The sequence below is a fragment of the Nostocoides veronense genome, from assembly GCF_039531185.1.
Taxonomy (GTDB): Bacteria; Actinomycetota; Actinomycetes; order Actinomycetales; family Dermatophilaceae; genus Nostocoides_A; species Nostocoides_A veronense.
The window spans coordinates 42380-68303 of the sequence record NZ_BAAAPO010000010.1 but is presented as its reverse complement, the minus strand read 5'-3'; the positions used below and the strand labels follow the sequence as shown (position 1 = coordinate 68303).

Here is a 25924-nt window from a genome sequence, read left to right as displayed (position 1 = left end):
GCCGCGAGAAGGTGCATCCGCGATGAGCGAGCCCACACCCGAAGCCGGCGCGACGAACGAACCCGCCGAACTGCTGTTCTCCGTCGAGGAGCCGCAGGACTCAGGCACGGCGCCGCACGATGGCGACGCCGCCCCGGTTGATGATCTCGCCGTGACGAGCGCCGATGTCGACGCCGCCGCTGCTGTCGTTGGCGCCGAGGACGCGACCGACGATGAAGGTGCCGAAGGGCCCACTGCCACGGACGAGGCGGGGGACGCCGCGCCCGAAACTGGCCAGAACGCTACCGGTTCGGACGACGAGGCCGCCGAGGACGAGACCTCTGCAGAGCGCCCGGGCGATGGCGACCGTCCGGCCGAGGCGGACGCGGCCTCCGATGCGCAGGACGCGTCGACGCCCGAGGAAACGGCCAGTGCCCCAACCCTGCCGGCCGCGTTCGGCCTGCTCTTCCAGGCGCCCGAGGCGGCGCCGGTTCGCCGTCGTGCCTCCCGTCCGGCGGGTGCGGCGACGCCGACCCCCTTCGCCAATGACTCGGCGTCCGATACCGCTGGGTCGGACACCGCCGCATCCGATGCGGCGTCCGAAACCGCGTCGGCCACTCAGGGCCGGGGCCAGCGCCGCGGCGAGGAGCGCGGGCAGGCCCGCCAGCAGGACGCCGACGCGGACACCAACGACTCCGCCGAGTCCGCCGACTCCGCCGAGGACGACGGCGGCACCACCCGGGGCCGTCGCCGGCGCGGCGGTCGCGGCCGCCGCCCTCGCGCAGCGGATGCCACCGAGACATCCGAGACCGACGAAACCCCCGCCGCCGACTCGACCCCCGACCAGGGTGAGGCGGAGTCGGAGGGGAGCGATCCGCATACGGATGAGCAGGAGGATGGCGAGTCGGGCACGGCTCGTCGCCGTCGCCGCCGTCGGCGCGGTGCGGGGGGCGAGAGCGACGACCCGCCCGGCACCGTCACCCGCGTGCGGGAGCCGCGCGCTCGCGACGAGGTCGCGTCGGTCAAGGGGTCGACGCGACTGGAGGCCAAGAAGCAGCGCCGCCGCGAGGGGCGCGAGGCCGGACGGCGCCGCACGATCATCACCGAGAAGGAGTTCCTGGCCCGCCGCGAGAGCGTCGAGCGGGTCATGGTGGTGCGTCGCCGCGACGGCCGCACGCAGATCGGGGTGCTCGAGGACGGGATCCTCGTGGAGCACTATGTCTCGCGGACGACCAATGCGTCGATGGCGGGCAATATCTATCTCGGCCGGGTTCAGAACGTCTTGCCGTCGATGGAGGCCGCCTTCGTCGACATCGGCAAGGGCCGCAATGCCGTGCTGTATGCCGGTGAGGTCAACTGGGATGTCGCCGGGCTCGAGACGGGTGAGGCCAAGCGCATCGAGAACGTCTTGTCTTCGGGCGAGTCGGTTCTGGTGCAGGTCACGAAGGATCCGATCGGGCACAAGGGCGCCCGCCTGACCTCGCAGATCTCGCTTCCGGGGCGCTACCTCGTCTATGTCCCACAGGGGTCCATGACCGGGATTTCGCGCAAGCTGCCCGACACCGAGCGGGCGCGGCTGAAGTCGATCCTGAAGCAGATCGTGCCCGCCGACGCCGGCGTCATCGTGCGCACCGCCGCCGAGGGTGCCTCGGAGGATGAGCTGCGCCGCGACGTCGAGCGGCTGGCCAAGACGTGGGAAAAGGTCTCGAAGGCCATGGCCTCGAAGTCCGGCAAGAAGGGCAACGCGCCGAGCCTGCTGTATTCCGAGCCCGACCTGACCGTCCGCGTCATCCGCGATGTCTTCAACGAGGACTTCGCGTCCATCGTCATCTCCGGCGAGGAGGTGTGGGAGGAGATTTCGTCGTATGTCGAGGACGTCGCCCCCGACCTCGCCTCGCGGATGACGAAGTGGACCGACGAGCGGGACATCTTTGCGGCGCACCGGATCGATGAGCAGTTGGCCAAGGCGCTGGATCGCAAGGTCTACCTGCCGTCCGGTGGGTCCCTGGTCATCGACCGGACCGAAGCGATGACGGTCATCGACGTCAACACCGGCAAGTTCGTCGGATCTGGTGGCAATCTCGAAGAGACCGTCACCAAGAACAACCTCGAAGCGGCCGAGGAGATCGTGCGCCAACTGCGCCTGCGCGACCTCGGCGGCATCATCGTCATCGACTTCATCGACATGGTCCTGGAGTCCAACCGCGATCTGGTGGTGCGGCGCCTTCTCGAATGTCTGGGCCGGGACCGGACCAAGCACCAGGTGGCCGAGGTGACCTCGCTCGGGCTCGTCCAGATGACCCGCAAGCGGGTGGCCTCCGGCCTGCTCGAGGTCTTCTCGGAGAACTGCGAATGCTGCAACGGCCGTGGCGTCATTGTGCGCTCGACACCGGTGGATGCGCCGGCTGAGACGGAGGCCGACCGAGGCCATGGCTCCGGCGCGGGCAATGGCGTGACAGCTGGCACGGGCCGGGCGGCCGTTTCTGGGTCGTCCGGATCGACCGGGCCGTCGGGCTCGACGCGCACCGCCCGGCGCAGCCGCTCGCAGGCGGCTGAGGCCAAGGCGCCCGAGCCGGTGCGCAGCGGCCCGTCCGCGGCGCAGATCGCCGCGGCCGCCCATGCGGCGGCGCTGAAGTCGACCAATGGCTCGGGGGAAGCGCGCGAGGACCTGCCCGCCGCCCCCGCTCCGGCGGACGAACTGGCCGATCTGCTCGCTGAGCCGTCTCATGCGTCGGAGGACGGCGCGATGTCGGATGCCGAGCACCCGGCGCTGGCCGAGGACGGCGTGTCTGACGCGAGTGCTGAGCCGGGTGACGCTGAGGCGCCTGCGGCTGCGGCTGCGAGTGCTGAGGCGGATGCCGCGTCTGAGGCCGACTCGCGCTCGGGCGCTTCGGACGCTGCTTCGGTGGCGGGCAATGCAGCGGGAACGACGGACGCAGATGGTGCGGCCGATTCCTCGGCGTCGGCGCCCGGCACCCGTGGCGGGCGTCGTCGCCGCGGTCGCGCCACCGCCCCCGCCGGCCCGCCCCGCGCCACCCCGGAAGCCTGAACGGGCGGCATACGGCCGGGCTCCGCGGGTTTGGTCGCCAGGGCGGCCAGGCCTTACCATTGATCCTTGGTGCGCCCACCGCGCTGATGTCCCGTTCCCGGGGTAGCTATCGGCCGGTTTCCCTGACAGAGGCGCAGCACAGACGGTTTAGAAAGTGAGATCAACGTGTACGCGATCGTTCGCGCGGGCGGTCGTCAGGAGAAGGTGTCCGTTGGTGACGTCCTCCTGATCGACAAGGTGTCCGGCAAGGCCGGCGACAAGCTGGACCTGACCCCTCTTCTGCTGATCGACGGTTCCACCGTCACCTCGGATGCCGCGAAGCTGGCCAAGGTGTCGGTCAAGGCTGAGGTCGTCGGCCCCGCCAAGGGCCCGAAGATCACGATCATGAAGTTCAAGAACAAGACCGGTTACCGCAAGCGCCAGGGTCACCGTCAGCACCTGACCCAGGTCAAGATCACCGCGATCGACGCCTGATCCGCTTCTCTTCCTAAAGGACTTTTGACATGGCACACAAAAAGGGAGCGTCCTCGACCCGCAACGGTCGCGACTCCAACGCTCAGCGCCTCGGCGTCAAGCGCTTCGGCGGTCAGGTCGTCGGCACCGGCGAGATCATCGTTCGTCAGCGCGGCACCCACTTCCACCCCGGTGACAATGTCGGCCGCGGTGGCGATGACACGCTCTTCGCCCTCGCCGACGGCAAGGTCGAGTTCGGCACCAAGCGCGGTCGCCGCGTCGTGAGCGTCGTCTCCGGCGAGTGATCGTCCGCGTATGCCGGGCGCGCACCGCGCCGCATACGCACCCCTTGCGAGTGGGGCGGGCCCGACGGGTCCGCCCCATCGCTATCTTCCCCGGCAGTCTTTGAGGAGCCACAAGTCATGACCACCTTCGTCGACCGGGTGATCCTGCATGTCGCGGCGGGCGATGGCGGCCATGGCGTCGCCTCCATCCGGCGTGAGAAGTTCAAGCCGCTCGGCGGCCCCGATGGCGGCAATGGCGGGCACGGCGGCGATGTCATCCTCACCGTCGACCCGCAATCGACCACGCTGCTGGACTACCACCGCAGCCCGCACCGCCGCGCCGACAACGGCCGCCCCGGCGCGGGCGATGAGCGCGATGGCGCCAAGGGCGCAGACCTGATCCTCCCGGTGCCCGAAGGCACGGTCGTCAGCACCCGGGATGGCGAGGTGCTCGCCGACCTCGTCGGCCCGGGCGCCTCCGTCACCGTGGCCACCGGCGGCCGCGGTGGCCTCGGAAACCGGGCGCTCGCCTCCACCAAGCGCAAGGCGCCCGGCTTCGCGCTGCTCGGCGAGCCGGGGGAGAGCCTCGACATCGTCCTGGAATTGAAGTCACTCGCCGATGTCGCGCTGATCGGCTTCCCCTCCGCGGGCAAGTCCTCACTGGTGTCCGTCATCTCGGCCGCACGCCCGAAGATCGCGGACTACCCCTTCACCACGCTCGTCCCCAACCTCGGGGTCGTCACCGCGGGTTCCTCGCGTTTCACGGTCGCTGACGTCCCCGGTCTGATCCCGGGCGCCTCCGAGGGCCGCGGGCTGGGTCTGGAGTTCCTACGCCATGTGGAGCGCTGCTCGGTGCTGGTGCACGTCATCGATTGCGCCACCCTTGAGCCGGGGCGTGATCCGCTGACCGATCTGGATGTCATTGAGGCCGAGTTGGCGGCCTATGTCCCCGGGGACCTCCTCGGCGGCCGGCCGCTGGCCGAGCGCGTCCGGATGGTGGTGCTCAACAAGGCCGATGTGCCCGAGGCTCGCGAGCTTGCTGAGCTGGTCGAGCCCGACCTGCGGGAGCGGGGGTATGACGTCTTCATCGTCTCCGCCGTCGCCCACCTCGGCCTGAAGGAATGGATCTTCGCGATGGCGCGCGCCGTCGATGAGGCCCGGGCACAGATGGAGTCCGAGATCGTGCCGCAGCGGGTCGTCATACGCCCGAAGTCGGTGGACGACAAGGGATTCCGGGTGGTGCGGGATCAGGATGGCGGCGAGACCGTCTTCCGGGTCATCGGGGACAAGACCACCCGCTGGGTGCGCCAGACCGACTTCTCCAATGACGAGGCCGTCGGCTATCTCGCGGACCGGCTGCAGCGTGCGGGCGTCGAGGACGCGCTGCTCGCGGCGGGCGCAGTGCCCGGGGCCACGGTGCTCATCGGCCCGCCGGAGAATGCCGTGGTCTTCGACTGGGATCCGACGATGGTCGGCGGCGCCGAACTGCTCGGCGGCCGCGGCACGGATGGCCGCTTCGACGACAAGAGCCGGCGCACCAATGCCGAGCGTCGCGAAGAGTTCCACGCGCGCAAAGACGCCCAGACGGCCGCCCGCGATGAGTTGGCCGCGGAGCGCAAGGCCGGTCACTGGACGGACCCGGATTCCGTATGACGCCTCCCACCGATGTCGCCGAGGCCCGCGCCCGGGTGGCCGGCCGGGGGCGCGTGGTCGTCAAAGTCGGGTCATCCTCGCTGACCACCGATGGCGGACGGCAGATCGATCCGGCACGCATCGATGCGCTGGTCGCCGTTCTCGCGCAGCGGCGGTTGCGCGGCGAGCCGGTTGTCTTGGTGTCCTCGGGTGCGATCGCGGCGGGGATCGGTCCGCTCGGATTGACCCGTCGCCCAAAGGATTTGGCGACCCAGCAGGCTGCCGCCTCGGTGGGCCAGGGGGCGCTGGTGGCGCACTACGCGCGGGCCTTCGCGGCATACGGCCTGACCGTCGGGCAGGTTCTGTTGACGGCGGATGATGTGACGCGACGCTCGCACTATACGAACGCGCGGCGCACCCTCGACCGGCTGCTGGAGCTGGGGATCGTCCCGATCATCAACGAGAACGACACGGTCGCGACGCACGAGATCCGTTTCGGGGACAACGACCGGCTGGCGGCGCTGGTCTCGCATCTGGTCAAGGCCGAGGCCCTGGTGCTGCTCACCGATGTCGATGCGTTGTATGACGGTCCCCCGAGTGAGCCTGGCGCGCAACGCATTCCGGTGATCCGGTCGCTGGCCGACCTGGAGTCGGTGCGGATCGCCGGCTCGGGGTCGATGGTGGGAACCGGTGGCATGGCGACCAAGATCGAGGCGGCGGCCATCGCGAACTCAGCCGGAGTCATCGCCATGCTGTGCGCGGCACCGGCGGTTGGGGAAGCGCTCGCCGGGGCGGATGTGGGGACGATCTTCCTGCCGAACTCCGTTGGCAAGGGCAGCCGCAAGTTGTGGATCGCCCATGCGACCAGCGCGCGTGGGTCATTGATGGTCGATGCCGGGGCGGTCGCGGCCCTGGTGGAACGGCGAAAGTCCTTGCTGCCGGCGGGTATTACGGCCATCAGCGGGTCCTTCGTCGACGGCGACCCGGTCGATGTGGTGGGTCCGGATGGCGCCGTGATCGCACGGGGCTTGGTGAGTTACGACTCCGCCGAGTTGCCCCGCCTTCTCGGCCGCTCCACGCGCGAGTTGGCCCGCGAGCTTGGCCCGGAGTACGAGCGCGAGGTCATTCACCGCGACAACCTGGTCATGCGCTAACTCATCCTTGGGAACCCGACCGCGCGAGGCAACCTCGGACGAGGAACGTCCGCCTGCACCCGCCGGGGAGGGATTGTGAAGCCGATGCGTCTGGTCGGGCTAACCGCGAGTCTCATGCTGCTCGGCGCGTGTAGTGCGGCGGGGACGGCGACCGACAGCACGTCACCCGCGACCCTGGTCGTGGGAAGTCGGACGTACACGCTGGCGCCCCCGAGCGTCTCGTCGACATATCCGGCGATGTACTTCTCCACGCTGCAGGACGTGGTCACTTACGCCGATGCTGTCGTCACGGTCAAGGTTGCGGGAGTGCGTCAGGTGCCGCCCTCGGATGAGGAAAAGTCGTTGGGAGAGGGCGTTATCGGCCGAAACGCGAGAGTGGCTGTTCAATCGACCCACTGGGCCAGACCGGGCGCTCCCCAACCGCCGGCGAGCTTTGAGGTCAGCGCCGGAGGGTGGTTGTTCGAGGACAGTAATGGATCGGTGAAGGAGCTGCGGGACACCTCGCAACCCTGGCTGACGGAGGGGACGGAGTATGTCGTGCCCGCCGTCTTCACCGACTTCGCCAGGCAGGGCAATCCTCGCTGGGAGTTGCTGACGTCATCGGCCTTGAACTTCGTGGGGGACCGTCTTGCAATGCCGGAGGATATGACTGCCTCGGTGGCGGCACAGCGGGACCTCATCGGCAAGACCCCTCAAGAGGTCTTAGCGATCTTGGCCGCAACGGCTCCAGACAAACGCGCCGACTTCGCGCTTGACCCGCTTGAGCGGTGGCAGCGACGACATTCCTGACCATCCTTGCGGTCTTGGCCAGGCGTGATGACCGTGGTGGCGGACTCCCGCGAGGGGTCAGCGCAGGAGGCCGCGGACGCGGCGGGCCACCGCGCGCACCGGTGCTGGGGCGTGGCGACGAGCCCAGCGCACGGCGCGGCCCGTGGTGGTCAGGGGTGGCGAGGCTTTCTTGGCCGGGGCGGCGGGCTTCTTCGCGGCGACAGGGGCGGCCACGGCGGCCGGCTTCTTGGGCGGCGCGGGCGTGGCGGCATTCGCGCCGTCAAACAGCGGCTCGTTCAGTGTCGCGAAAGGCGCGCCGTCGAAACGCTCCTCGATCAGCACCCAGGGCTTGCGGCGGCGCCCGAGGATGGTGAAGCGGCCGTCGGGGAAGATCTCGACGATGTCGGTGCGCTCGAACCGCCGCAGATGTGTCTTCGACAGCGGCTCTGGCTCCTCGAACGGGACCGTCATGAGGAGTTGGCCACGGCATACCCGGCGCAGCTCGGCCAGTCCCGCGACGAAGACCTCCGGGGGCAGGTGCTCGAGCACCTCCATACAGGTGACGACATCGAAATGGTTGTCTGGATAAGGCAATTCGTCGATCGAGCCATCGGTGCGCGTGATGATCTCGCTGAACTCTTGGTACTTCGAGAAGCGCGCCCGGTCCAGGCCCGCCACCTCGGCATACCGGCCGGACAGTGCCACCATGTTGAGGAACTGCCCGGCGCCCACCCCGACATCGAGGGCGCGCTCGCCGGGGTCCATCCGGCCCAGGACGTATGCCGCCCGCGGCCAGTCGGAGGGGTGGAACCAGCCGTTGCGGGTCTCCGGCTCGGCGCCATAAATGGCTTCGAATCGTCCCTTAACGTCCGCCGCCTGGCCGTCGAGGGGTATGTCGTCCATTTCGACCTTGGTGGCGGTGAATTCGGTGGCGCTCATGGTCTCTCGCTCTGGGGAAGGACGGGATGCTCGGATCAGGCGTGAGAGTATCGCGCTCTGATGTGGGGTGATCTGGATATCCGCGGCGCGTCGGGATATGCGTGCGGTGCGGCATACCCGCTGATCAGGACGGCCAGCGGCTCGTGGCGGCTCGTGTGACGACATCCAAACCGGCGGGCTCGCTTCTGAGTCCCGAGTATCGCTGGGTCACGATCGCGGCGCTGGCCCTCGTGACGATCGGGGCCTACGAAAACCGGGCCGTGACGACGATCCTGCCGATTGTGGCCTCGGACCTCGACGGCCTGCGCTGGTTTGGTTTGGCAACAGCGCTGCCGGCCGCGACCTTTCTGTTCGCGTCGGCTCTGGCGGGAGCATGGACCGACCACATCGGACCACGGCGCATTCTCATCGGCTCGCTGATCGCCTTCTCGTTGGCCCAGGTCGGGTGTGGGCTGGCGCCGACGATGGAGGTGCTTGTCGCCGCGCGGGCGCTGTCCGGTGTCGGTGAGGGATTTCTCGACATTTCGCTCGTTGTCCTCATTGCGGACCTGCTGCCAGAATCCTTGCGCGCCAAGGTCTTTGCCGCTTTCTCGACGGCATGGATTCTGCCATCGATGCTCGGGCCAGCCATTGCCGGAGCGATCACGGACTGGCTGGGGTGGCGGGCGGCCTTCGTGCTGCCGCTGCTGTTGCTCGGGCTGGCGATCCCGGCGCTGATTCCGGCAATCCGACTCGCGCAGGGCCGCGAACAACGCCCGTGGACGGCGCAGGAGTGGGCGACGATCCGGGCTGCGGCGATCGTGGCGAGCGCGATCGCGCTCCTGACGTGGGGCGTCTCGGCAGGAGCTTCTGGGGCATGGCTGCCGATCGTCGCGGCGGTGGTGGCGGCGGTCGTGGTCGCGGCCCGCCTGGCTCACGTTCTGCCCGCCGGGACCTTGCGGGCCGAGAGGGGTGCGCCGGCGCTGATCCTGACCGTGCTGACGCTCAGCGTGGCGTTCACCGGCATCGGGAGCCTCCTGCCCCTGCTGCTCGCGACCGTGCGGGGCCAGAGCGCCGCCATCGCCGGGCTCAGCCTGTCGATCACGGGGGTGTTCTGGGCCCTGGGATCAAACATCTCGTCCCGCGACGCTCTGCGCCGACGCTACTCACCAGGCCGGATCTCGGCTCTGGCGATGGCGTTGATGGCTCTGGGTGGGCTCGGTCCGCTGCTGTTGGCGCTGGACGTCATCGCGATCATCCCTGCGTTGGCCGCCTTCGCCGTGTCCGCGATCGGCATGGGCCTGATCAATACGACCCTGTCCGTGCACCTGACGATCTTGGTGCCGGGGGAGGAGCTCGGGAAGTACCTCGCGGCCCGGACCATCGCGGTCGCCGTCGGTGTTGCCGCGGCGACGGCCTCGGGTGGCGCGCTCGTCGCGGCCGAAGCCGACCACCTGACCGCCCGGCCCATCACGCTGACCGTGCTGGTCGGCATACTCGCGGCCCTGGCGACCGTGCCCCTGGCGCGGCGGGTGGACGCCGGGCACCCCCAAGGAACCTCTGCCAGGCCCTGTTGCGAAACTCCCGGACGGGGTCCCCGCGAAGTATCGGAGCTGGGTCCCACGCTCTGCGTGGGCGGTACGAGCGTGGGTCCCACGCACTGCGTGGGCGAAATTGGTGGGGTGTCCTAGCAGCAGTTAGTCAACTCCGCACAGCGTGCAAGCTGTCCACAGTCGACCAACCTGTGCTGACTTGCGGCACGTCAGGGCGTATGCCGCCCGCCTCCCGCAGGAGCGCGCCTCACCGCACGCGCGTGGGGGTGAACTCGCAGGCCGGGTGGGCGATCTCCTCCTGGCTCTGGACCAACTGCAACTCGCGGCGTCCGGACTCCAGCGTCCGCTTCAGCAGCGCATAGACCGACGACACTGTCTTGGCGAGCGCCTCGTCCGGGCGGCCGGAGTCGAGCAGGTGCGCGGTGAAGAGCGCCGCCGTGACATCGCCGGAGCCATTGGCCTTCATCGGCAGGTGCGGCGTCTGCACGATCCACGCCTCGTCGCCATGCACCGCGAGCATCTCGATGGTGCCCTCCGGCCGGTCGGGGCGCAGCACGCTGGTGACGAGCACCGTTGACGGCCCCATCGCTCGGGCCGCATCGACCGCCGCGAGCGTGGACTCCAACGACTCCGGCTCGGTCCCCGTCAGGAAGCCCAACTCGAACTGGTTCGGCGTGATCACGTCTGCGGCTGGAACGACCTTCTCCCGCAACAGAATCGGAATGTCCGGGTGGACGAAGCAGCCCGATTTCGCATTGCCCATCACCGGGTCGCACGCATAGATCGCCGACGGATTCGCCGCCTTGACCCGCGCCACGGCGTCGAGGATCACGTCCCCGATCTGCGTGCCGCCCTGATAGCCAGACAGCACCGCATCGACCTCGCCGAAGGCCTCGCGCTCCTCCATGCCCGTGATGACCTCGCGCACATCGTCGGCGGGGATGAGCGGGCCGCGCCACGCGCCGTATCCCGTGTGGTTGGAGAAGTTGACCGTGTAGACCGGCCACACCTCCACCCCGAGCCGCTGCAGAGGGAAGACGGCGGCCGAGTTGCCGACATGGCCGTAGGCGACGGCCGACTGGATGGAGACGATGGTGGTCACCGGGCCATTGTCGCGCACCGCCTACCCTTGGACGTATGTCGAGCATCTCCCCCGAGGCGACCGCGACCGTCGCCGATCTGGCCGGGAAGTCGCGTGTCGCCGCCCGCGAACTGGCCCTACTTTCCCGTGCCCGCAAGGACGAGGTCCTGCGCGCCCTCGCTGACGCCCTCGACGCCGCCACCGAGCGCATCGTCGCCGCCAACGCCGAGGACCTGCAGCGCGGGCGCGACGGGGGTATGCCGGAGAGCCTCCAGGACCGCCTCAGCCTCACCCCGGCGCGCATCGCCGCGATCGCCGACGCCCTGCGCGATATCGCCGCCCTCCCCGACCCGGTGGGCGAGATCGTCCGCGGCTCGACGCTGGCCAACGGCCTGCAGATCCGGCAGGTCCGCGTGCCGATGGGCGTGGTTGGGATGATCTATGAGGCGCGGCCCAATGTCACCGTCGACGCCGCCGGCCTCGGCCTGAAGTCCGGCAACGCCGTCATCCTGCGCGGTGGCTCGGCGGCGGCCTCCTCCAACCGCGTCCTCGTCGCCGTCATGCGCGAATCCCTTGCGGCACAAGGCATCAACCCCGATGCCATCGGCCTACTCGACGGCGGCGGACACGACGCCGTCCGCGCCCTGATGACCGCCCGCGGCCTGGTCGACCTGCTCATCCCGCGCGGGGGAGCGGACCTGATCAACTCGGTCGTCCTCAACTCCACCGTGCCCGTTATCGAGACCGGCATCGGCAACTGCCATGTGTATGTCGATGCCGCCGCCGACTTGGACAAGGCCCTCGCCATCACGATCAACTCCAAGACGCACCGTCCGTCGGTCTGCAATGCCGCCGAGTCGCTGCTGGTCCACGAAAAGGTGGCCAGCGACTTCCTGCCCAAGGCGCTCACCGAGCTCGCCGGGGCGAGGGTGGTCCTGCATACGGACGAGCGCGCGAGCGCCATCGCCGACGAGGCGGGGGTCCCCTTCGCGATCGCGACCGACGAGGACTTCGCGACCGAGTTCCACGGGCTGGAGATGAGCGTCGGCGTCGTCGACTCCCTCGACGCGGCGCTGGATCACGTGCGCGCGTTCGGGTCCGGCCACACCGAGGCCATCGTCACCGAAGACCGCGCCGCCGCCCGCCGCTGGACCGCCGAGGTCGACGCCGCGGCCGTCATGGTCAATGCGTCCACCCGGTTCACCGATGGCGGCGAATTCGGCTTCGGCGCCGAGATCGGCATCTCCACCCAGAAGCTCCACGCCCGCGGCCCGATGGCCCTGCCCGAGCTCACGACGACCAAGTGGATCGTCGAGGGCGACGGACACGTGCGGGCCTGAGAACGCATGCACGACAAGGAAGTTCGCAAGCTCACCGAGCTTGAAGACACGCATTGGTGGTATGCCGAGCGCCGCCACCTCCTCGCCCGTTCCGTCGCCGGTATGCCGCCCGGCCGGGCCCTCGACATCGGTGCCGCCGGTGGCGGCAACTCCCGGGTCCTCGCCGCCGCGGGGTGGTCGGTCATGGCGCTGGAGTATGGCGCGGAAGGCGCCCAGATCGGCAAGGAGCGCGGGCTCGACGTGCTGCGCGCCGATGCGACGGCGCTGCCTATCGCCACCGACTCCCTCGACCTCGTCGTCGCGTATGACGTGCTGGAGCACATCCCCGACCACGACGCCGCCGTCCGCGACGTTCGCCGTGTGCTCGGCCCGGACGGGACCTTCCTTATCGCCGTGCCGTGCGACCCGAAGCTGTGGTCCGCGCACGATGTGGCGGTCGATCACGTGCGCCGTTACACCAAGACGACGCTCACGGATCTGTTGGTGCGCAACGGATTTCAGATCACTGACCTCTGGTCATGGAACGTCCTGCTCCGGCCGACGGTCCAGTTGCGCCGCCGCACCAGCACCGGCAGCGACCTCGAAGAACTCCCGCGCATCGTCAACGCTGGCCTGCGCGCGATCGTCACCGTCGAGCGCTATCTGCCCGTCAAGCGCCTGCCCGGGGTGACCCTGATGGTCACGGCCCGACCCGCCTGAACCCGTCCGTCCCCGAGGCTGTGCCGACCGCCGGCGACCGAGCGGAGCGGCCCTTCAGGATGGGAGCGGGGCTATAAGGCCGCTCCCATCCGCAAACCCCGCTCCGCTCGGCAGAAACCCCGCTCCGCTCGGTAGCGGGCCGGGGGTGCCTGGCGTCAGCGAACGCGCCAGGCGCCGGGGTCGGGGGCGGGCGGGCATACGGCGGGGTCGGCGTCGGTGGACGGACGCGCCGAGCGGGCCAGCGCAGCGACCCGAGCCGTGTCCCACAGGCCGGTGGGTGCCGAGGTTCGGGCGCACCGGCGGCTCAGATCGCCCACCGGGAGCGCGGAGCGGCCGGCGACGAGGACGTAGTTGCCGAAGCGCCGCCCCTTGAGCACGTCGTGCGTTCCGAGCACAACGCAGGAGGGGTATGCCGTGCCCACCGCCGCGAACACCCGCGCCAGATAGCGCCGGTCGGGGGAGTCGGTGAGGTTGGCCGCGAGCAGCCCGGCGGGCCGAAGCACGCGCGCGGTCTCGGCATAGAAGTCGCTCGTTGTCAGCTCGACAGGGATCTGGCCATCCGAAAAGGCATCCACGACAAGGACATCCGCCGAAGTGTCAGCCAACCCTGCGAGGCCAGAGCGGCCGTCGAGTGGGCGGACGCGGATGCGGTGCCCACGCGACAACGGCAACTCCCGGCGCACTGCCTCCGTCAACGAGGCATCCGGCTCGAAGACGATTTGTGGTGACCCCGGGCGGGTCGCCTCGACATATCTCGCCAGCGTCAGCCCCGCCCCTCCGACGTGCGTGACGGCCAACCGTTCGCCCTCGGGCGCGGCGACATCCAGGGCGACGGCGAGTTGCTCGACATACTCAAAGGCGAGCAGAAGGGGGTCGGCGGGATCGACATACGACTGTGGCTGACCGTGTAACCAGACGGTCACGCCGCCGGTCGCGTCGGTCTCGAAGCGCAGGCTCACGCGGGGTCGTCGGAGTCGTAGGCGACGTAATAGGACGGGCGGGCCTGGGAGGCGGCATAGAGGCGGCCGACATATTCGCCGAGGATGCCGAGGGCCAGCAGTTGCACCGCGCCGACCGCGGCGACGATGACCACCGTCGAGGTCCAGCCGGCGACGACATGGCCGGCGGCGCGGGCATAGAGCGCATAGAGCAGCAGGAGGAGCGCGCCGACCCCGCCGGCGAGGCCGAGGAAGGTGGCGAAGCGCAAAGGGGCCAGCGAGAAAGCCGTCATCGAGTCGATGGACAGGCGCAGCATCTTGGCGAAGGGGTATTTCGAGCTGCCGGCGGCGCGTTCGTCACGTCGGTAGGTGACCGTTGCCGAGGGGAAGCCGAGCGCGGGGACCACGAAGCGCAAGACCCGGCCGTATTCGGGGAGGGCGTTGACCGCCTCGACCGTGGCGCGCGACATCAGCCGGAAGTCGCCGGCATCGCGCGGGGCGTCGGCGTCGGTGAGGCTGCCCATCGAGCGATAGAAGAGGCGGGCGGTGGTGCGTTTGAAGAAGGAGTCGGTGGATCGGTCGCCGCGCACGCCGTAGACGACATCGACCTGCTTCTCCAGCGCCGCGTCGAGCATCTCGGCGACGACCTCCGGCGGGTCCTGCAGGTCGGCGTCGAGGGTGACGACATAGTCGCCCCGCGCGCGGGCTAGGCCAGCGGAGATCGCGGCCTGGTGGCCGGCGTTGGCGCGCAGACGCACGACGCGCAATTCGGGCCAGTCGCGCCGCGCCTTCTGCAGCCCGATCGCGGTGCCGTCGCTGCTCCCGTCGTCGACCGCGAGCACTTCGTATGTCGTGCCCAGCCCGTCCGCCACCGGCCGCAGCCGCGCGATGAACAGTGGCAGGACGGCCTCTTCGTTGAACATCGGCACCACGATGCTCACCCTCGGCCCGGCCATGGCCGCAAGCGTAATGCGGCGGGTGACCCGGTTCGCCCGGCCGCGGGAATGTGCACCAGCCCCAAACGACACAGAACCGGCCCCTCGGGGTATGAGACCGAGGGGCCGGGTTCCTGCCAGCGCCCGGCGGGGACGCCGGGCCGCCAGGGCGACGCTGGCCACTGCATACCCTTGCGGGCGGGCCGTGCACTGACAACCGAACAATGAAGCCTCGTGGCACTCCCCGCGCCGTCGCGCGCGAGCTGTCAGCTATGCCGCAAAGCCGCCCCGGACGGGCGGCCGAGCCTCGTTATCTCCATCGCCGCACCCCGACCGGCCGACTCTCGACGGACCCGACCCGAAGCGGTGCAGCGACCATTTAAACCCTGTGGTGGCGAGTGCGCAACGACGGTCCGCCTTCGTCGAATCCGCCACGCGCGGTTGTCCACACACGAGCAGGAGGTTCGCCCCGCCATACACAGGCCTGTGGGCAAAATCGGTGGACAACCGGGCGGCGGCGGGCTCGGGGGATGGTTCGCGATAAGGTGTGCCCCATGGCGATGAGCGTGCTGATGCTGGCGGCCGAAGGTGCGGCCGAGGGTGGCGAGAAGATGCATGAGTTGCCCATGCCCGCTTATTTGTATGGCGTCATCGCGCTTGTCCTGTTCGCTCTTGCACTGGCCGTGACGTGGGCTTTCCGCGGGACGGCGGCCAAGCTCGGGCAGCCCAAGGGCGCGGCGCACGGGCACGGGCATGACACGAGTGCCGGAAGCAGCAACCACTGACCTCCATCGCTGACGCGTCGACGGCCGCTGCGCGCGAGCCGGACGGTCGGCGTCGCCTCGGCGTGATGGGCGGCACCTTCGACCCGATCCACCATGGTCACCTCGTGGCGGCCAGTGAGGTCGCGTCCTTTTTCCACCTCGACGAGGTCGTCTTCGTGCCGACCGGTGAGCCGTGGCAAAAAGAGGGCACGAACGTCAGCCCGGCGGAACATCGCTACCTCATGACCGTCATCGCGACGGCCTCCAATCCGGACTTCACGGTCAGCCGCGCGGACATTGAGCGGCCGGGCAAGACCTACACGATCGACACCCTGCGTGACCTGGCCGAGGAATATCCGGGTGCCGAACTCTTCTTCATTACGGGTGCGGATGCTCTCGCGCAGATTCTGTCGTGGAAGGACTCCGAAGAGCTGTTCGAGCTCGCCCAGTTCATTGGGGTCACGCGCCCTGGGTATGAATTGAGCGAGCACGGCCTGCCCGCCGACCGGGTCCACCTGCAGGAGGTCCCGGCCATGGCGATCTCGTCCACCGACTGCCGCGCGCGGGTCCAAGCCGGGGAACCGGTGTGGTACCTCGTTCCCGATGGCGTCGTCCAATACATCAACAAGCACCGTCTGTATGCCGATGCGCCCGCCCCGGGCGCGCCCGGCGCCTGAGCGGCCACCCAAGGAGAATTGTGCCCGCAACCGATCATGCCAAGCAGTTGGCCACCGCCGCTGCCCACGCGGCCGCCGACAAGCTCGCCGCGACCATCGTCGCCCTGGACGTCAGCGGCCAGTTGCCGTTGACGGACATCTTCGTCATCGTCTCGGCACCCTCGGAGCGCCAGGTCGCGGCAATCGTTGACGAGGTGGAGGAGAAGGTGCGTCTCGCCGGCGCCAAGGTCAAGCGGACCGAAGGCGCTCGCGAGGGCCGCTGGGTGCTGCTGGACTTCGGCGACATCGTCGTGCATGTCCAGCACGAGGATGAGCGCAACTTCTACGACCTCGAACGCCTCTGGCGTGACTGCCCGCAGCTGGATGTCGGTGTCGTCGGGTCGGAGCAGGCGTCGCTGGTGGCTCCGCGCTCCGCCGACTGATCGCGCTTTCTCGAGACGTGATCTGTCGGGAGCTTTCGTGACCGAACGGGCCCGCCAGCGTATGTCGCCCCGCCGGCTGATCCTGTTGCGCCACGGGGAGACTCAGGCCAACCTCGACGGGATCTGGCAGGGTCATCTCGATGTCGCCCTGACGGCCTTGGGGCACCAGCAGGCGGCTGCCGCGGGGGCTGCGCTTACGGCATACAAGCCGGTGCGGATCGTCGCCTCTGACCTGCAACGGGCGGCCGACACAGCGGCCGCGGTGGGGCGCCAGCTCGACGTCGAGGTGCGTCTCGACTCACGGTGGCGCGAGTTCGATGTGGGCCAGTGGACCGGCCTGCGAAGTGCCGAGGTCATTGCCATGCACCCGGCCGAGCGGTCGGCCGCGTTGCGGGGTGAGGAGCAGCGTCGCGGCATCGATGGCGAGGGGCCGGCCCAGGTGCGAGAGCGGGTGGCGCCGGCGCTGGAGGAGTTGATCGACGGGCTCGCGGCGGGGGAGTGCGCCATTGTCGTGAGCCACGGCGGAACCATCCGCATCCTGACCGCCGTCCTTCTCGGCCTGGACTCGCCGACGATCACGCGCCTGCTCACCACACCCGGCAACTGCCAGTGGGCCGAACTCGTTGAAGGCACCGACGGCTGGCGCCTGGCCGGCTGGAACCTGCGCGCCCCCGATTTGGGCGGCGGCGCTTCCTCTGGGTAATATCTGTCGGTCGGTCGGCGGGAAACCTCCGCGCCGACACCCGGTTCGGGGCTGTAGCGCAGTTGGTAGCGCACCTCCATGGCATGGAGGGGGTCAGGGGTTCGAATCCCCTCAGCTCCACCGAATGTCTTGGCCCCCGGAACGCTTCGCGACCGGGGGCCTTCGACATTCCGTTCCGCTGGGGGGACCCCACCCTCAGCTCCACCGAATGTCTTGGCCCCCGGAACGCTTCGCGACCGGGGGCCTTCGACATTCCGTGTCCCATGTGACGGTTCGCGTGAGCGGCAGCAGGGTGATAGCCCTGTTGACACTCACGCGAGCGGGGCGTGCCTTGCGTCGAGCAGATCGAGGACGGCGGAGCGGCATACGGCCCAGTCGGGGGAGTCGACGGTGATCACGCCATAGTGATCCGCGCCGGGGAGTTCGATGAGGTGGCAGTCGTCGCCGGTGGCGCGGGCGGCGGCGGCATACGCCCGGGACTGGCTGATCGGCACGTCCTGGTCCCGGTCGCCGTGGACGAGGACCGTGCGAATCCCGGTGGGCAGCAGACGGATCGGCGAGGCCAGGTCGTATGACGCCCGCTCACCCCTCCCGTCCGGGTCCAGGAAGGCGCGCACCGCCCCGGCCCCGAGATCGTCGGCGATGGCACCTTCGAGGTCGAGCACGCCGGCCTGAAGGACCGCGCCGGTGAGTCGCACGCGCGGGTGAGAGCCAGGCGCGCCAACCGGCAAAGCCGGCCGCCCGGCAAGCCATCCCGCCAAGTGGCCACCGGCCGAATGGCCAAGTGCCACAACGCGGCTCAGGTCCAGCCGCCCCACAACCGTCGCATCCAACTCCGCCAAGGCATCCACCGCCGACGCCACGTCCTCGCACGTCCGAGGCCAGCCACCGCCGTCGCCGACCCGGCGGTACTCGACATTCAGCGCCGCCACCCCGTGCCCGGCCAGATCCACCGCCAATGGGGTCCCAAGCTCCATGCCATAGCGCGCCCGCCAGAAGCCGCCATGGATGACGACGCACACCGGCGCAGCGCCCCCAACCGAGTCCGCAGGCGGCAGGTGCAGGTCGGTCACCTGGCTGGGGTGGGCGCCATACACGTGCCGCACCACCGGCCCGGGCGGGGCAGTCTCAGGCACGGGCCGCCAAGGCCTCCCGGATCGCCTCGATACCGAGATCAAGTTCAGCGAAGGAGGTCGAGAGCGGCGACAATCCGAGCCGGATGCCGTCGGGCGGCCGGAAGTCAGGGATGACGCCCTGCTCCCACAACTGCAGCGTCACCTCCTCGAAGGCGGGGTGGTCGATCGTCACGTGCCCGCCCCGTTGAGCCGCATCGCGCGGCGACGACAGCCTCACCCCGAAGGGCGCCAACAGTTCATCAGACAACTCGATCGCCCGCTCGGTGAGCATCACCGACTTGGCGCGAATCGCGTCAATCCCCGCCTCCGCGATCATCGCGACCATCTCCACCAGCGGCTGCATCGCGAGAATGGGCGGCGTGCCGGTGAGCAGCCGGCGCATTCCCGCCGCGGGCGCGTAGGGCGAGGTCATCGCGAACGGATCGGCAGCACCCATCCACCCCGACAATGGCTGCTGGAACGAATCCTGATGCCGCGCAGCGACATACGCGAAGGCCGGAGCTCCCGGCCCACCGTTCAGATATTTGTACGTGCACCCCACGGCATAGTCCACCTCCCACGCATCCAGGGACATCGGCACGGCGCCGACCGAGTGGCACAGGTCCCAGATCACCCGCGCGCCGGTCGCGTGCGCCGCCGCCGTGATCGCCGGCGCATCCGCCAGGAAACCCGAGCGATAGGCGATATGACTGAGCAAGACCACCGCCGTCCGCTCCCCGACCACCTCGGCGACGGACTCGACCGACACCCCGCCATCCATCGACGGCTCCAGCCACACGATGCGCGCGCCCGTCTCGGCGGCCACGCCCTCGGCGAGATAGCGATCGGTCGGAAAGTCGCCGCGGGACATGACGATCTCGTCGCGCTCCGGCGCGGCGGCAAGCGCTGCGCGCAGGAGCTTATAGATCAGCACCGAGGTCGAATCGGCCACCACGCACTGACCGGCCGCAGCGCCAAGACAGACCTCCCCCAGGCGGTCGCCGAGCCGGAACGGGAAATCCATCCACGACTCGTCCCACGCGCGAATCAGCCGATCGCCCCACTCGCGCGCGACGAAGGACCACAGGTGCGCGCCGGTCTCGGCCAGCGGCCGGCCGAGCGAGTTGCCGTCAAGATAGGCCACCACAGACGGACCCGGGTCGAGGAATCGACCGCGAAAGGGCGCGAGCGGATCGGCCGCATCCAAGGCTCTGGCGCTGCACCGCTCAGTCATGAGGCGCGGTCTCGTAGGGCGAGGGATTGGGGGCGCCGATGGCGGTGCGCACGGCATACAACTCAGGGAAGAAGGTCAGATCGAGGGCCTTTTGCAGGAAGCCCACACCCGACGAGCCGCCGGTGCCCGTCTTCATCCCGATGGTGCGCTGCACGATGCGCAGGTGCCGGAAGCGCCAGGTCTGGAAGTTGTCTTCCAGGTCAACGAAGTCCTCGCACGCCTCATAGAAACCCCATGGCGTGTCTTCCGATTCGTAGAGCTGGGTCAACAGGGGCACCAGTTCCGGGTGGAAGGTCCACGCCCTGGTGACATCGCGGTTCAGGACCTCTTCCGGCACGGCATACCCGGCTCGGGCGAGGGCGCGCAGGAAGGCGTCATACACCGTCGGCTCGTGCAGCAGCCGAGTGAGCAAGGCGTGCGCCTCGGGTTCGGACGTGAAGACATTGAGCATTCCGGCGTTCTTGTTGCCGAGCATGAACTCGACCGCGCGGTATTGGTAGGACTGGAAGCCGCTCGAACTGCCTAGTGCCCCACGGAATTGCGCGTACTCACGCGGCGTCAGCGTGCCGAGGACCGACCATTGCTCGATGAGGGTGCGCTGCACCGCCTTGACGCGGGCCAGGCACTTTAGGGCCGGCCCGGGCTGGTCTTGATCGATCAGCGCCCGCGCCGCTTCCAACTCATGCAGGACCAACTTCAGCCAGAGTTCGCTGGTCTGGTGCTGGATGATGAACAGCATCTCGTCGTGGTGCTCGGGCACGCTGCGAGGGTGTTGCGCCCCGAGGATTTGATCGAGCCCGAGGTAGCGCCCGTAGCTCATCGCGCCGTGGAAATCGGTGCGCACGCCCTCTTCGATCTCGCGGACTCCGGTGTCCTTGCTCATGGAGGCACTGTATGCCCGGCCGCTCACCGCACCGGGAGGCTGACCTGCCGCGACGTGCGTCAGCGGGTCAGTGACTCAGGTCGTGGGGGACCACCTCGGGTCCCGGCCGAGGAAGGCCATGAGGTGCTCCTGCTCGGTCGCGTCCGCCGGCACCGGCCGCTGCTCACCGAACTGACCGGACCCGCGGATCATGTCGGCGACGCTCGTCATGCCGCTGAGCAGCTGCCCGACCCACGCCGGATCGAGACGGTCGTCCTGACCGCTGGCGCGCGCGAGGTCCCAACGGTGCAGGAAGACATCGACCGTGAAGTACTGGTCGATGACCTGCTCCACGGGGTTTTCGCCCGTATGCGGATTGCTGTGCAGGAGTTGCGCCCGCTCCGGGTCGTCGAGGATCCCCTGCACCTGGGTGTTGATGCCTTGCCATGCCCCGACGGGGTCGTCTGCCGCGTCCGGCACGGGGGCGAAGGTGATCGCCGCGCCACCGCCGAGCATGCCGGGCAGCCAGGTCGACAGATGCCCGACGACATCGCGGGCCTGCCACTCGGCCACCGGCGTCGGGGCACCCCACTCGCTCACTCCCGCAACGGTTTCGCCAAATTCTGCGGCGACGCGGCGATAGCGCTCCGCGATAGTTAGGTCGTGCAACGACTCGCTCATGCCGCTCATCCTTCAGGGCGCCTGCCGGTCATCCCACGAAGATGCGATAGCCGAAAGGCTCGATGGTCAGGTGGGTGTCGGCGTCGATGGCCAACTCGGTGCCGCTGAAATGCTCGCGCCATTCGCCGTGGTGGGGCCCCGGGCCGAGGGTGATCGTCTGCTCCTGGTCGGAGAAGTTCAGCACGCAGAAGACCCGGCTGTCCTCGTCCTGCCGCACGAAGCTGAGGACTTGCTTGTATGCCGTGTTGCGAACGTTGACCATCCGCGCACCCCATCCGCCATTCCACAGGCACGAGTGAGCCTTCTTGAGCGCGAACAGATTTCGGTAGAAATCGCCGATCGGGTGCTCACGCCAGACGATCGGGTCCTTTTCGAAGAACTCCAGCCGCTTCTCGTTGCCGGCCTCTTGCCCGTTGTAGAGCAGCGGCATGCCTTCGCCGATCACCGAGAGCACGATGGCGGCCTCGAGCATCTCGCCGAACATCTCCCGGTCGGTGCCCTCCCAGGTGTTCTTGTCGTGATTGCTCGTGAACATCATCCGCATGGCGTCACGCGGATAGGCCTTGGCGTTCCAGGCGTAGTAGACGTACAACGCTTCGACATCGGCCTTGCCCATCGCGATGTGGTGGAGCGTGTCATTCCACGACCACGCATACGACATATCGAAGGCCCGGTGATGCAGATCGCGCGCCTCCCATTCGGCGAGCAGGAAGACCGGCTTGATGGCCTCCATCTCGCGACGGGCGTTCTCCCAGAAGTCATTTGGCACAAAGCCCGCGACATCGCAGCGGTAGCCATCGATATCGGCCTCGCGGACCCAATAGGTCAGCGCGTCCGTCATATAGGCCCGCAGCTCCGGAACCGAATAGTCCAGGTCGATGATGTCGTCCCAGTCCCACCACGGCGTCGGCGTGAACTCGCCCTTCCAGTCCCGGGCATACCAGTCCGGGTGCTCGGCGACGAGCACGTTGTCCCACGCGGTGTGGTTCGCGACCCAGTCCAGAATGACCTTCATCCCGAGCGAGTGCGCCTGTGCCACAAAGTCTTTGAGATCCTGGAGGGTCCCCAGCTCGGGGTTCACGGCGAAGTAGTCCCGCACGGCATACGGACTCCCCAAACTGCCCTTGCGGTTGACCTCGCCGATCGGGTTGATCGGCATCAGCCACACGATGTCGACCCCGAGATCGCGAATCCTCCGCAGCTGCGTCGCGGCCGCCGCAAAGGTGCCCTCCTCCGAGAACTGCCGAGTGTTCAATTGATAGATCGTCGCGTCCTTCGACCACTCCGGGTGGGTCAGTTCGCTCTCGGGGGCAGGGGTGTAGCGGGGGTCGGTCACGGTCGTCCTTTGCTGGCTGGGGTTCGGGTATCCCACCGTATGCCGTGCGCGCGCGACCTTCGCAAGAGGGGGGTGTATCACCCGGAGTCGGCGGCACTCTGTCCTGCTGACAGGGCGCCCAGCACCAGGCCAGGCGCACATGGCATGGAGGGGTGCGTTGTGACCGCGATGGACGTGGTGCCGATGTTGAAGTTGCCGTCCACCTGGCCCTTCGTGCTCAACGCGACGATCGCCATGGCAGGTCTGGCTGCGCTGGACCTCGTGGGTGCCTATGCCGCCAAGGAGTGGATGTTGCATCGCTCGGCGTCGATGCTCGGCCTCGGCATGGTGTCGATGGTTCTGCTCTTTTGGGTGTATGCCTCGGCGCTGCAGTTCGCCGAACTCGCCGTGGTCACCTTCGGGTGGATCGTTTTGCTGCAGTTGGGTGTTCTGGTGCTCGACCAGGTCAAGTACGGCGTGCATCATCCGCCGCGCACCTGGGTGGTCGTCGGCATCATGATGGCGGCGCAGGGCTACCTCGTGATCGGCGCGAACGGCTGAGCGCGTGGTGCGCAGGTCTGATTGGGGCGCTGCGTCACCGGGACGTAGGCTCCTCGGGTGCTCATCCCTGTCAGCATCGGCGTGATCGCGCTGTCGGTCGCGTGGCTGCTGCTGTCCGCGGTCTTCGCGCTGCGCGGCAAGCTGATCAATGACGCGCTGCTGGCGCTGACGGTCCTGACCGAGATCGGCCTGATCGTCCTCGCTGTGCTGTCCGCCAAGAACTTTCGCGGCATCGACCCCAGCTCCGAAGGCGCGACCTTCCTCGCCTATGCCCTGAGCCTGCCCGTCGTCCCGATCTTCGCGACCCTGCTCGCGATCCGGGAGAAGACCCGGTGGGCGATGGGCGTCATGGTCGTCGCCGCATTCACGGTCGCCGTGATGACCTCCCGCATCGCCCAGATCTGGAACCTGTATGGCCGCGCCTGAGCCCACCCGCACCGCCCCGGTCGTCGACGGGGCGGCGCCGCCGACGGGAGCAGGTCCTGGACGACTCATCGTCGCCTTGTATGCCGTGCTCGCCCTCGCGGCAACCGGCCGCTCCGTGCTGCAGATCATGGAGTATTTCGATCGGGCGCCGGTCGCGTACCTCCTATCCGCCGTAGCGGCGCTGATCTATATCGTCGCGACTTTTGCCCTGGCGACCTCACGGCGCGCCTTGGCCACGGGGGCGATCTCCATCGAACTGGCGGGCGTGCTCGTGGTGGGGCTCGCGTCATATGTCGTGCCCGATGCCTTCCCGGACAAGACGGTGTGGAGCCACTTCGGCTCCGGCTATGGCTACGTCCCGCTGATCCTGCCCATCGTCGGGCTGTGGTGGCTGCGCCGCGGCACCCACCCGCGCTGACGGATCAGGCGCGCGGCTCCAGGACAAAGACCGGGATCAGCCGGTCAGTCTTGGTCTGGTACTCCGCATACGGCGGGAAGGCGGCGACGCACCGCTCCCACCACTGCTCGCGCTCCGCGCCCTGAAGTTCGCGCGCCCGGACGGGCCGATCCAGGGTGCCGTCCTGGAGCGAAATGTCCGGCTGCGCCTGGAGATTGAAGTACCACTGCGGGTGGTCGGGGGCGCCGCCCTTGGAGGCGACGGCGGCATAGAGGCCGTCGTGCTCAACGCGCATGAGCGGCACCTTGAGGGTGTCGCCGGACTTGCGGCCGGTCATGGTCAGCAGCACCACACGCATGCCTTGGATATCGGCGGCCTCCGTGGTGCCGGCAGCCTCGATCGCGGCAACCTGATTGCGGACCCACTTGGACGGGCTGGGGCGGTATGTCGTCATGCCCTCGATCCTGCCACCCCCCGCTTGCCTGGGCGGCTGGTCCGGCATGGGAGACGACGATCCCGAATGCTGACACCTCGGGCAAGGTGGGCAGCGACCGCCGGAATGCGAGAAGGAGACTCGGTCATGAGCGAGAGCGACTGGAAGTTCGAGACGCAGCAGGTGCACGCCGGCCAGCAACCCGACCCGACGACTGGGGCGCGGGCGCTGCCGATCTACCAGACCACGTCATACGTCTTCAAGGACACCGACCACGCGGCAAATCTGTTCGCGCTCAAGGAATTCGGGAATATCTACACCCGGATCATGAACCCGACCCAGGATGCCGTGGAGCAGCGCCTGGCTGCTTTGGAAGGCGGCGTCGCGGCGCTGCTGGTGTCCTCGGGGCAGTCGGCGACCACTCTCGGTCTGCTGAATATCGCGGAGGCCGGCGATCACATCGTCGCCAGTGCGGCGCTCTATGGCGGCACCTTCAACCTGCTCAAGCACACCTTCGCCAAGATGGGCATCGAGGTCACCTTCATCGAAGACCAGGCGAATCTCGACGAATGGCGGGGTGCAATCCGCGAGAACACCAAGGTGCTTTTCGGCGAGTCCATCGCGAACCCGAAGGCCGACGTCCTGGACATCGAGGGCGTTGCGGGCGTCGCCCATGCCGCCGGCGTGCCGCTGGTTGTCGACAACACCATCGCCACGCCATACCTCATCCGCCCTCTGGAGTGGGGCGCCGATGTCGTGCTGCACTCCGCGACCAAATACCTTGGCGGACATGGCAGTTCGATCGCCGGCGTGATCATCGACGGCGGGACCTTCGACTACACGAAGGACCCGGCGAAGTACCCGAACTACAACGAGCCCGACGAGAGCTACCACGGCCTGCGCTTCGGCCCCGACCTCGGCGTCGGCTCGCCCTTCGGCGCGAATCTGTCCTACATCCTCAAGGCGCGCGTGCAACTGCTGCGCGACCTCGGCTGCGCGGTCTCGCCCTTCAATGCCTTCCTCATCCAGCAGGGCATCGAGACGCTCAGCCTGCGGATGGACCGGCACCTGGACAACACTCGCGAGGTCATCGCCTATCTGGCGGGACACCCACAGGTCGAATCGGTGCGCTGGGCCTCCCACGAGGGTGACGCGGGCAAGGAGCGCGCCGACAAATACGCACCGAAGGGCGCCGGCGCGGTCATCGGCTTCGAGATCGCCGGCGGGCTCGAGGCGGGCAAGAAGTTCGTCGAGGGGCTGAGCCTGCACTCGCATGTCGCGAATATCGGCGACGTCCGCTCGCTGGTGATCCACCCGGCCTCGACGACGCACAGCCAAGGCGGCGACGCGGACCGCCTCAAGGCCGGCGTCACGCCCGGCCTGATCCGCCTGGCCGTCGGCATCGAGCACCGCGACGACATCATCGCCGACCTCGAGCAAGGCTTCGCCGCCGCCCGCGCCTGACGCCGACCCCAGCCGCGCCCCGCCGCGCCGCCCACCCCACCGCCGACCCCACCCGCCCCATCCGTCACTCGTTTCTCTCCGGATGCC

General features: G+C 68.7%; 27 protein-coding genes and 1 tRNA gene. 18 read left to right on the top strand and 10 right to left on the bottom strand.

The features are described from left to right. Positions 1-22: 22 nt before the first annotated feature. The 6 genes from ABD225_RS03360 (at position 23) to ABD225_RS03335 (ending at position 7340) form a co-directional block, all read left to right on the top strand. Positions 23-3028 carry an Rne/Rng family ribonuclease gene (locus tag ABD225_RS03360; protein ID WP_344081274.1) on the top strand — a complete coding sequence of 1002 codons (3006 nt, stop codon included), beginning with the start codon at positions 23-25 and terminating at the stop codon, positions 3026-3028. A gap of 165 nt (positions 3029-3193) precedes the next feature. After that, positions 3194-3502, top strand: a complete 309-nt coding sequence (gene rplU / locus ABD225_RS03355) for a 50S ribosomal protein L21 (protein ID WP_344081271.1) — start codon at positions 3194-3196, stop codon at positions 3500-3502. 29 nt (positions 3503-3531) lie between these two features. Further along, the gene (gene rpmA, locus ABD225_RS03350) at positions 3532-3786 is read left to right on the top strand and encodes a 50S ribosomal protein L27 (RefSeq protein WP_344081268.1); all 255 of its coding nucleotides are present in this window, start codon (positions 3532-3534) and stop codon (positions 3784-3786) included. 117 nt (positions 3787-3903) lie between these two features. Further along, the gene (obgE, locus tag ABD225_RS03345) at positions 3904-5418 is read left to right on the top strand and encodes a GTPase ObgE (protein WP_344081265.1); all 1515 of its coding nucleotides are present in this window, start codon (positions 3904-3906) and stop codon (positions 5416-5418) included. Next, positions 5415-6551 carry a glutamate 5-kinase gene (gene proB / locus ABD225_RS03340; RefSeq protein WP_344081262.1) on the top strand — a complete coding sequence of 379 codons (1137 nt, stop codon included), beginning with the start codon at positions 5415-5417 and terminating at the stop codon, positions 6549-6551. Before obgE ends, proB begins: the two co-directional genes overlap by 4 nt. A gap of 75 nt (positions 6552-6626) precedes the next feature. Continuing rightward, positions 6627-7340: a hypothetical protein gene (locus ABD225_RS03335; protein ID WP_344081259.1), complete on the top strand. Its 714-nt coding sequence runs from the start codon at positions 6627-6629 to the stop codon at positions 7338-7340. 57 nt (positions 7341-7397) lie between these two features. Here ABD225_RS03335 and ABD225_RS03330 read toward each other — a convergent pair whose 3' ends face one another. Further along, positions 7398-8258: a class I SAM-dependent methyltransferase gene (locus tag ABD225_RS03330; protein WP_344081256.1), complete on the bottom strand. Its 861-nt coding sequence runs from the start codon at positions 8256-8258 to the stop codon at positions 7398-7400. Between the two features lie 155 nt (positions 8259-8413). Here ABD225_RS03330 and ABD225_RS03325 point away from each other — a divergent pair, with 155 nt between their 5' ends. Then, positions 8414-9928, top strand: coding sequence for an MFS transporter (locus tag ABD225_RS03325; protein WP_344081253.1), 1515 nt, complete (start codon positions 8414-8416; stop codon positions 9926-9928). Positions 9929-10037: 109 nt separating this feature from the next. Here the strand turns inward: ABD225_RS03325 and pdxY are convergent, their stop codons facing one another. Then, positions 10038-10892, bottom strand: coding sequence for a pyridoxal kinase PdxY (pdxY, locus tag ABD225_RS03320; protein ID WP_344081250.1), 855 nt, complete (start codon positions 10890-10892; stop codon positions 10038-10040). A gap of 35 nt (positions 10893-10927) precedes the next feature. Here pdxY and ABD225_RS03315 point away from each other — a divergent pair, with 35 nt between their 5' ends. Together ABD225_RS03315 and ABD225_RS03310 are read left to right on the top strand one after the other, a co-directional pair. Beyond that, positions 10928-12211: a glutamate-5-semialdehyde dehydrogenase gene (locus ABD225_RS03315; protein WP_344081247.1), complete on the top strand. Its 1284-nt coding sequence runs from the start codon at positions 10928-10930 to the stop codon at positions 12209-12211. Positions 12212-12217: 6 nt separating this feature from the next. Continuing rightward, entirely contained in the window at positions 12218-12910 is a 693-nt protein-coding gene (locus ABD225_RS03310; RefSeq protein WP_344081244.1) for a class I SAM-dependent methyltransferase, read from the top strand. Between the two features lie 155 nt (positions 12911-13065). Here the strand turns inward: ABD225_RS03310 and ABD225_RS03305 are convergent, their stop codons facing one another. Together ABD225_RS03305 and ABD225_RS03300 are read right to left on the bottom strand one after the other, a co-directional pair. Beyond that, positions 13066-13869: a spermidine synthase gene (locus tag ABD225_RS03305; RefSeq protein WP_344081241.1), complete on the bottom strand. Its 804-nt coding sequence runs from the start codon at positions 13867-13869 to the stop codon at positions 13066-13068. After that, positions 13866-14804 carry a glycosyltransferase family 2 protein gene (locus ABD225_RS03300; RefSeq protein ID WP_344081238.1) on the bottom strand — a complete coding sequence of 313 codons (939 nt, stop codon included), beginning with the start codon at positions 14802-14804 and terminating at the stop codon, positions 13866-13868. Before ABD225_RS03300 ends, ABD225_RS03305 begins: the two co-directional genes overlap by 4 nt. A 533-nt stretch (positions 14805-15337) precedes the next feature. Between ABD225_RS03300 and ABD225_RS03295 the strand changes: the two genes are divergently transcribed. The 5 genes from ABD225_RS03295 (at position 15338) to ABD225_RS03275 (ending at position 17469) form a co-directional block, all read left to right on the top strand. Then, the gene (locus tag ABD225_RS03295; protein WP_344081235.1) at positions 15338-15568 is read left to right on the top strand and encodes a hypothetical protein; all 231 of its coding nucleotides are present in this window, start codon (positions 15338-15340) and stop codon (positions 15566-15568) included. A gap of 65 nt (positions 15569-15633) precedes the next feature. Next, positions 15634-16224 (top strand): nicotinate-nucleotide adenylyltransferase, encoded by a 591-nt coding sequence (nadD, locus tag ABD225_RS03290; RefSeq protein ID WP_344081232.1) that lies wholly within the window; start codon positions 15634-15636, stop codon positions 16222-16224. 20 nt (positions 16225-16244) lie between these two features. After that, positions 16245-16646 carry a ribosome silencing factor gene (rsfS, locus tag ABD225_RS03285; protein WP_344081229.1) on the top strand — a complete coding sequence of 134 codons (402 nt, stop codon included), beginning with the start codon at positions 16245-16247 and terminating at the stop codon, positions 16644-16646. Between the two features lie 37 nt (positions 16647-16683). Next, complete coding sequence (locus ABD225_RS03280; protein ID WP_344081226.1) at positions 16684-17349, top strand: histidine phosphatase family protein; 666 nt, start codon at positions 16684-16686, stop codon at positions 17347-17349. Positions 17350-17396: 47 nt separating this feature from the next. Next, a tRNA-Ala gene (locus ABD225_RS03275) sits at positions 17397-17469 on the top strand. 191 nt (positions 17470-17660) lie between these two features. Here ABD225_RS03275 and ABD225_RS03270 read toward each other — a convergent pair. The 5 genes from ABD225_RS03270 to ABD225_RS03250 all read right to left on the bottom strand — a co-directional run bounded on the left by ABD225_RS03270 (position 17661) and on the right by ABD225_RS03250 (position 22577). Continuing rightward, positions 17661-18485: an alpha/beta hydrolase family protein gene (locus ABD225_RS03270; protein ID WP_344081222.1), complete on the bottom strand. Its 825-nt coding sequence runs from the start codon at positions 18483-18485 to the stop codon at positions 17661-17663. Beyond that, entirely contained in the window at positions 18478-19698 is a 1221-nt protein-coding gene (gene kynU, locus ABD225_RS03265) for a kynureninase (protein WP_344081219.1), read from the bottom strand. The genes ABD225_RS03270 and kynU overlap by 8 nt, the downstream gene beginning before the upstream one ends. Next, positions 19691-20581 (bottom strand): tryptophan 2,3-dioxygenase, encoded by an 891-nt coding sequence (locus tag ABD225_RS03260; protein ID WP_344081216.1) that lies wholly within the window; start codon positions 20579-20581, stop codon positions 19691-19693. Before ABD225_RS03260 ends, kynU begins: the two co-directional genes overlap by 8 nt. 75 nt (positions 20582-20656) lie before the next feature. Continuing rightward, positions 20657-21241 carry a TIGR03086 family metal-binding protein gene (locus ABD225_RS03255; RefSeq protein WP_344081213.1) on the bottom strand — a complete coding sequence of 195 codons (585 nt, stop codon included), beginning with the start codon at positions 21239-21241 and terminating at the stop codon, positions 20657-20659. A gap of 28 nt (positions 21242-21269) precedes the next feature. Further along, positions 21270-22577, bottom strand: coding sequence for an alpha-amylase family glycosyl hydrolase (locus ABD225_RS03250; RefSeq protein ID WP_344081210.1), 1308 nt, complete (start codon positions 22575-22577; stop codon positions 21270-21272). 159 nt (positions 22578-22736) lie between these two features. On the opposite strand from ABD225_RS03250, the gene ABD225_RS03245 reads away from it, so the two are divergent. Genes ABD225_RS03245 through ABD225_RS03235 form a run of 3 tightly spaced genes read left to right on the top strand, consistent with a single transcriptional unit; the run spans position 22737 to position 23961 of the window. Beyond that, positions 22737-23117: a hypothetical protein gene (locus ABD225_RS03245; protein ID WP_344081207.1), complete on the top strand. Its 381-nt coding sequence runs from the start codon at positions 22737-22739 to the stop codon at positions 23115-23117. 57 nt (positions 23118-23174) lie between these two features. Beyond that, a complete protein-coding gene (locus ABD225_RS03240; RefSeq protein WP_344081204.1) occupies positions 23175-23543 on the top strand; it encodes a hypothetical protein in 369 nt (122 codons plus the stop codon). Next, on the top strand, positions 23530-23961 hold the full coding sequence (locus tag ABD225_RS03235; protein WP_344081201.1) for a hypothetical protein: 432 nt from the start codon (positions 23530-23532) through the stop codon (positions 23959-23961). The genes ABD225_RS03240 and ABD225_RS03235 overlap by 14 nt, the downstream gene beginning before the upstream one ends. A 4-nt stretch (positions 23962-23965) precedes the next feature. Here ABD225_RS03235 and ABD225_RS03230 read toward each other — a convergent pair whose 3' ends face one another. Beyond that, entirely contained in the window at positions 23966-24394 is a 429-nt protein-coding gene (locus ABD225_RS03230) for a nitroreductase family deazaflavin-dependent oxidoreductase (protein ID WP_344081198.1), read from the bottom strand. A 126-nt stretch (positions 24395-24520) separates the two neighbouring features. Between ABD225_RS03230 and ABD225_RS03225 the strand changes: the two genes are divergently transcribed. Further along, positions 24521-25837 carry a bifunctional o-acetylhomoserine/o-acetylserine sulfhydrylase gene (locus tag ABD225_RS03225; protein ID WP_344081195.1) on the top strand — a complete coding sequence of 439 codons (1317 nt, stop codon included), beginning with the start codon at positions 24521-24523 and terminating at the stop codon, positions 25835-25837. Positions 25838-25924 lie beyond the last annotated feature (87 nt).

What these genes read in the sequence shown, in the direction of transcription:
- ABD225_RS03225 (WP_344081195.1), top strand. Translation starts at nt 24,521, where the DNA reads ATGAGCGAGAGCGACTGGAAGTTCGAGACGCAGCAGGTGCACGCCGGC.
- ABD225_RS03255 (WP_344081213.1), bottom strand. Translation starts at nt 21,241, where the DNA reads ATGAGCGAGTCGTTGCACGACCTAACTATCGCGGAGCGCTATCGCCGC.
- ABD225_RS03310 (WP_344081244.1), top strand. Translation starts at nt 12,218, where the DNA reads ATGCACGACAAGGAAGTTCGCAAGCTCACCGAGCTTGAAGACACGCAT.
- nadD (WP_344081232.1), top strand. Translation starts at nt 15,634, where the DNA reads ATGGGCGGCACCTTCGACCCGATCCACCATGGTCACCTCGTGGCGGCC.
- ABD225_RS03360 (WP_344081274.1), top strand. Translation starts at nt 23, where the DNA reads ATGAGCGAGCCCACACCCGAAGCCGGCGCGACGAACGAACCCGCCGAA.
- ABD225_RS03230 (WP_344081198.1), bottom strand. Translation starts at nt 24,394, where the DNA reads ATGACGACATACCGCCCCAGCCCGTCCAAGTGGGTCCGCAATCAGGTT.
- ABD225_RS03315 (WP_344081247.1), top strand. Translation starts at nt 10,928, where the DNA reads ATGTCGAGCATCTCCCCCGAGGCGACCGCGACCGTCGCCGATCTGGCC.
- ABD225_RS03300 (WP_344081238.1), bottom strand. Translation starts at nt 14,804, where the DNA reads ATGGCCGGGCCGAGGGTGAGCATCGTGGTGCCGATGTTCAACGAAGAG.
- ABD225_RS03295 (WP_344081235.1), top strand. Translation starts at nt 15,338, where the DNA reads ATGGCGATGAGCGTGCTGATGCTGGCGGCCGAAGGTGCGGCCGAGGGT.
- ABD225_RS03260 (WP_344081216.1), bottom strand. Translation starts at nt 20,581, where the DNA reads ATGAGCAAGGACACCGGAGTCCGCGAGATCGAAGAGGGCGTGCGCACC.
- proB (WP_344081262.1), top strand. Translation starts at nt 5,415, where the DNA reads ATGACGCCTCCCACCGATGTCGCCGAGGCCCGCGCCCGGGTGGCCGGC.
- obgE (WP_344081265.1), top strand. Translation starts at nt 3,904, where the DNA reads ATGACCACCTTCGTCGACCGGGTGATCCTGCATGTCGCGGCGGGCGAT.
- rpmA (WP_344081268.1), top strand. Translation starts at nt 3,532, where the DNA reads ATGGCACACAAAAAGGGAGCGTCCTCGACCCGCAACGGTCGCGACTCC.
- ABD225_RS03330 (WP_344081256.1), bottom strand. Translation starts at nt 8,258, where the DNA reads ATGAGCGCCACCGAATTCACCGCCACCAAGGTCGAAATGGACGACATA.
- kynU (WP_344081219.1), bottom strand. Translation starts at nt 19,698, where the DNA reads ATGACTGAGCGGTGCAGCGCCAGAGCCTTGGATGCGGCCGATCCGCTC.
- ABD225_RS03235 (WP_344081201.1), top strand. Translation starts at nt 23,530, where the DNA reads ATGGCCGCGCCTGAGCCCACCCGCACCGCCCCGGTCGTCGACGGGGCG.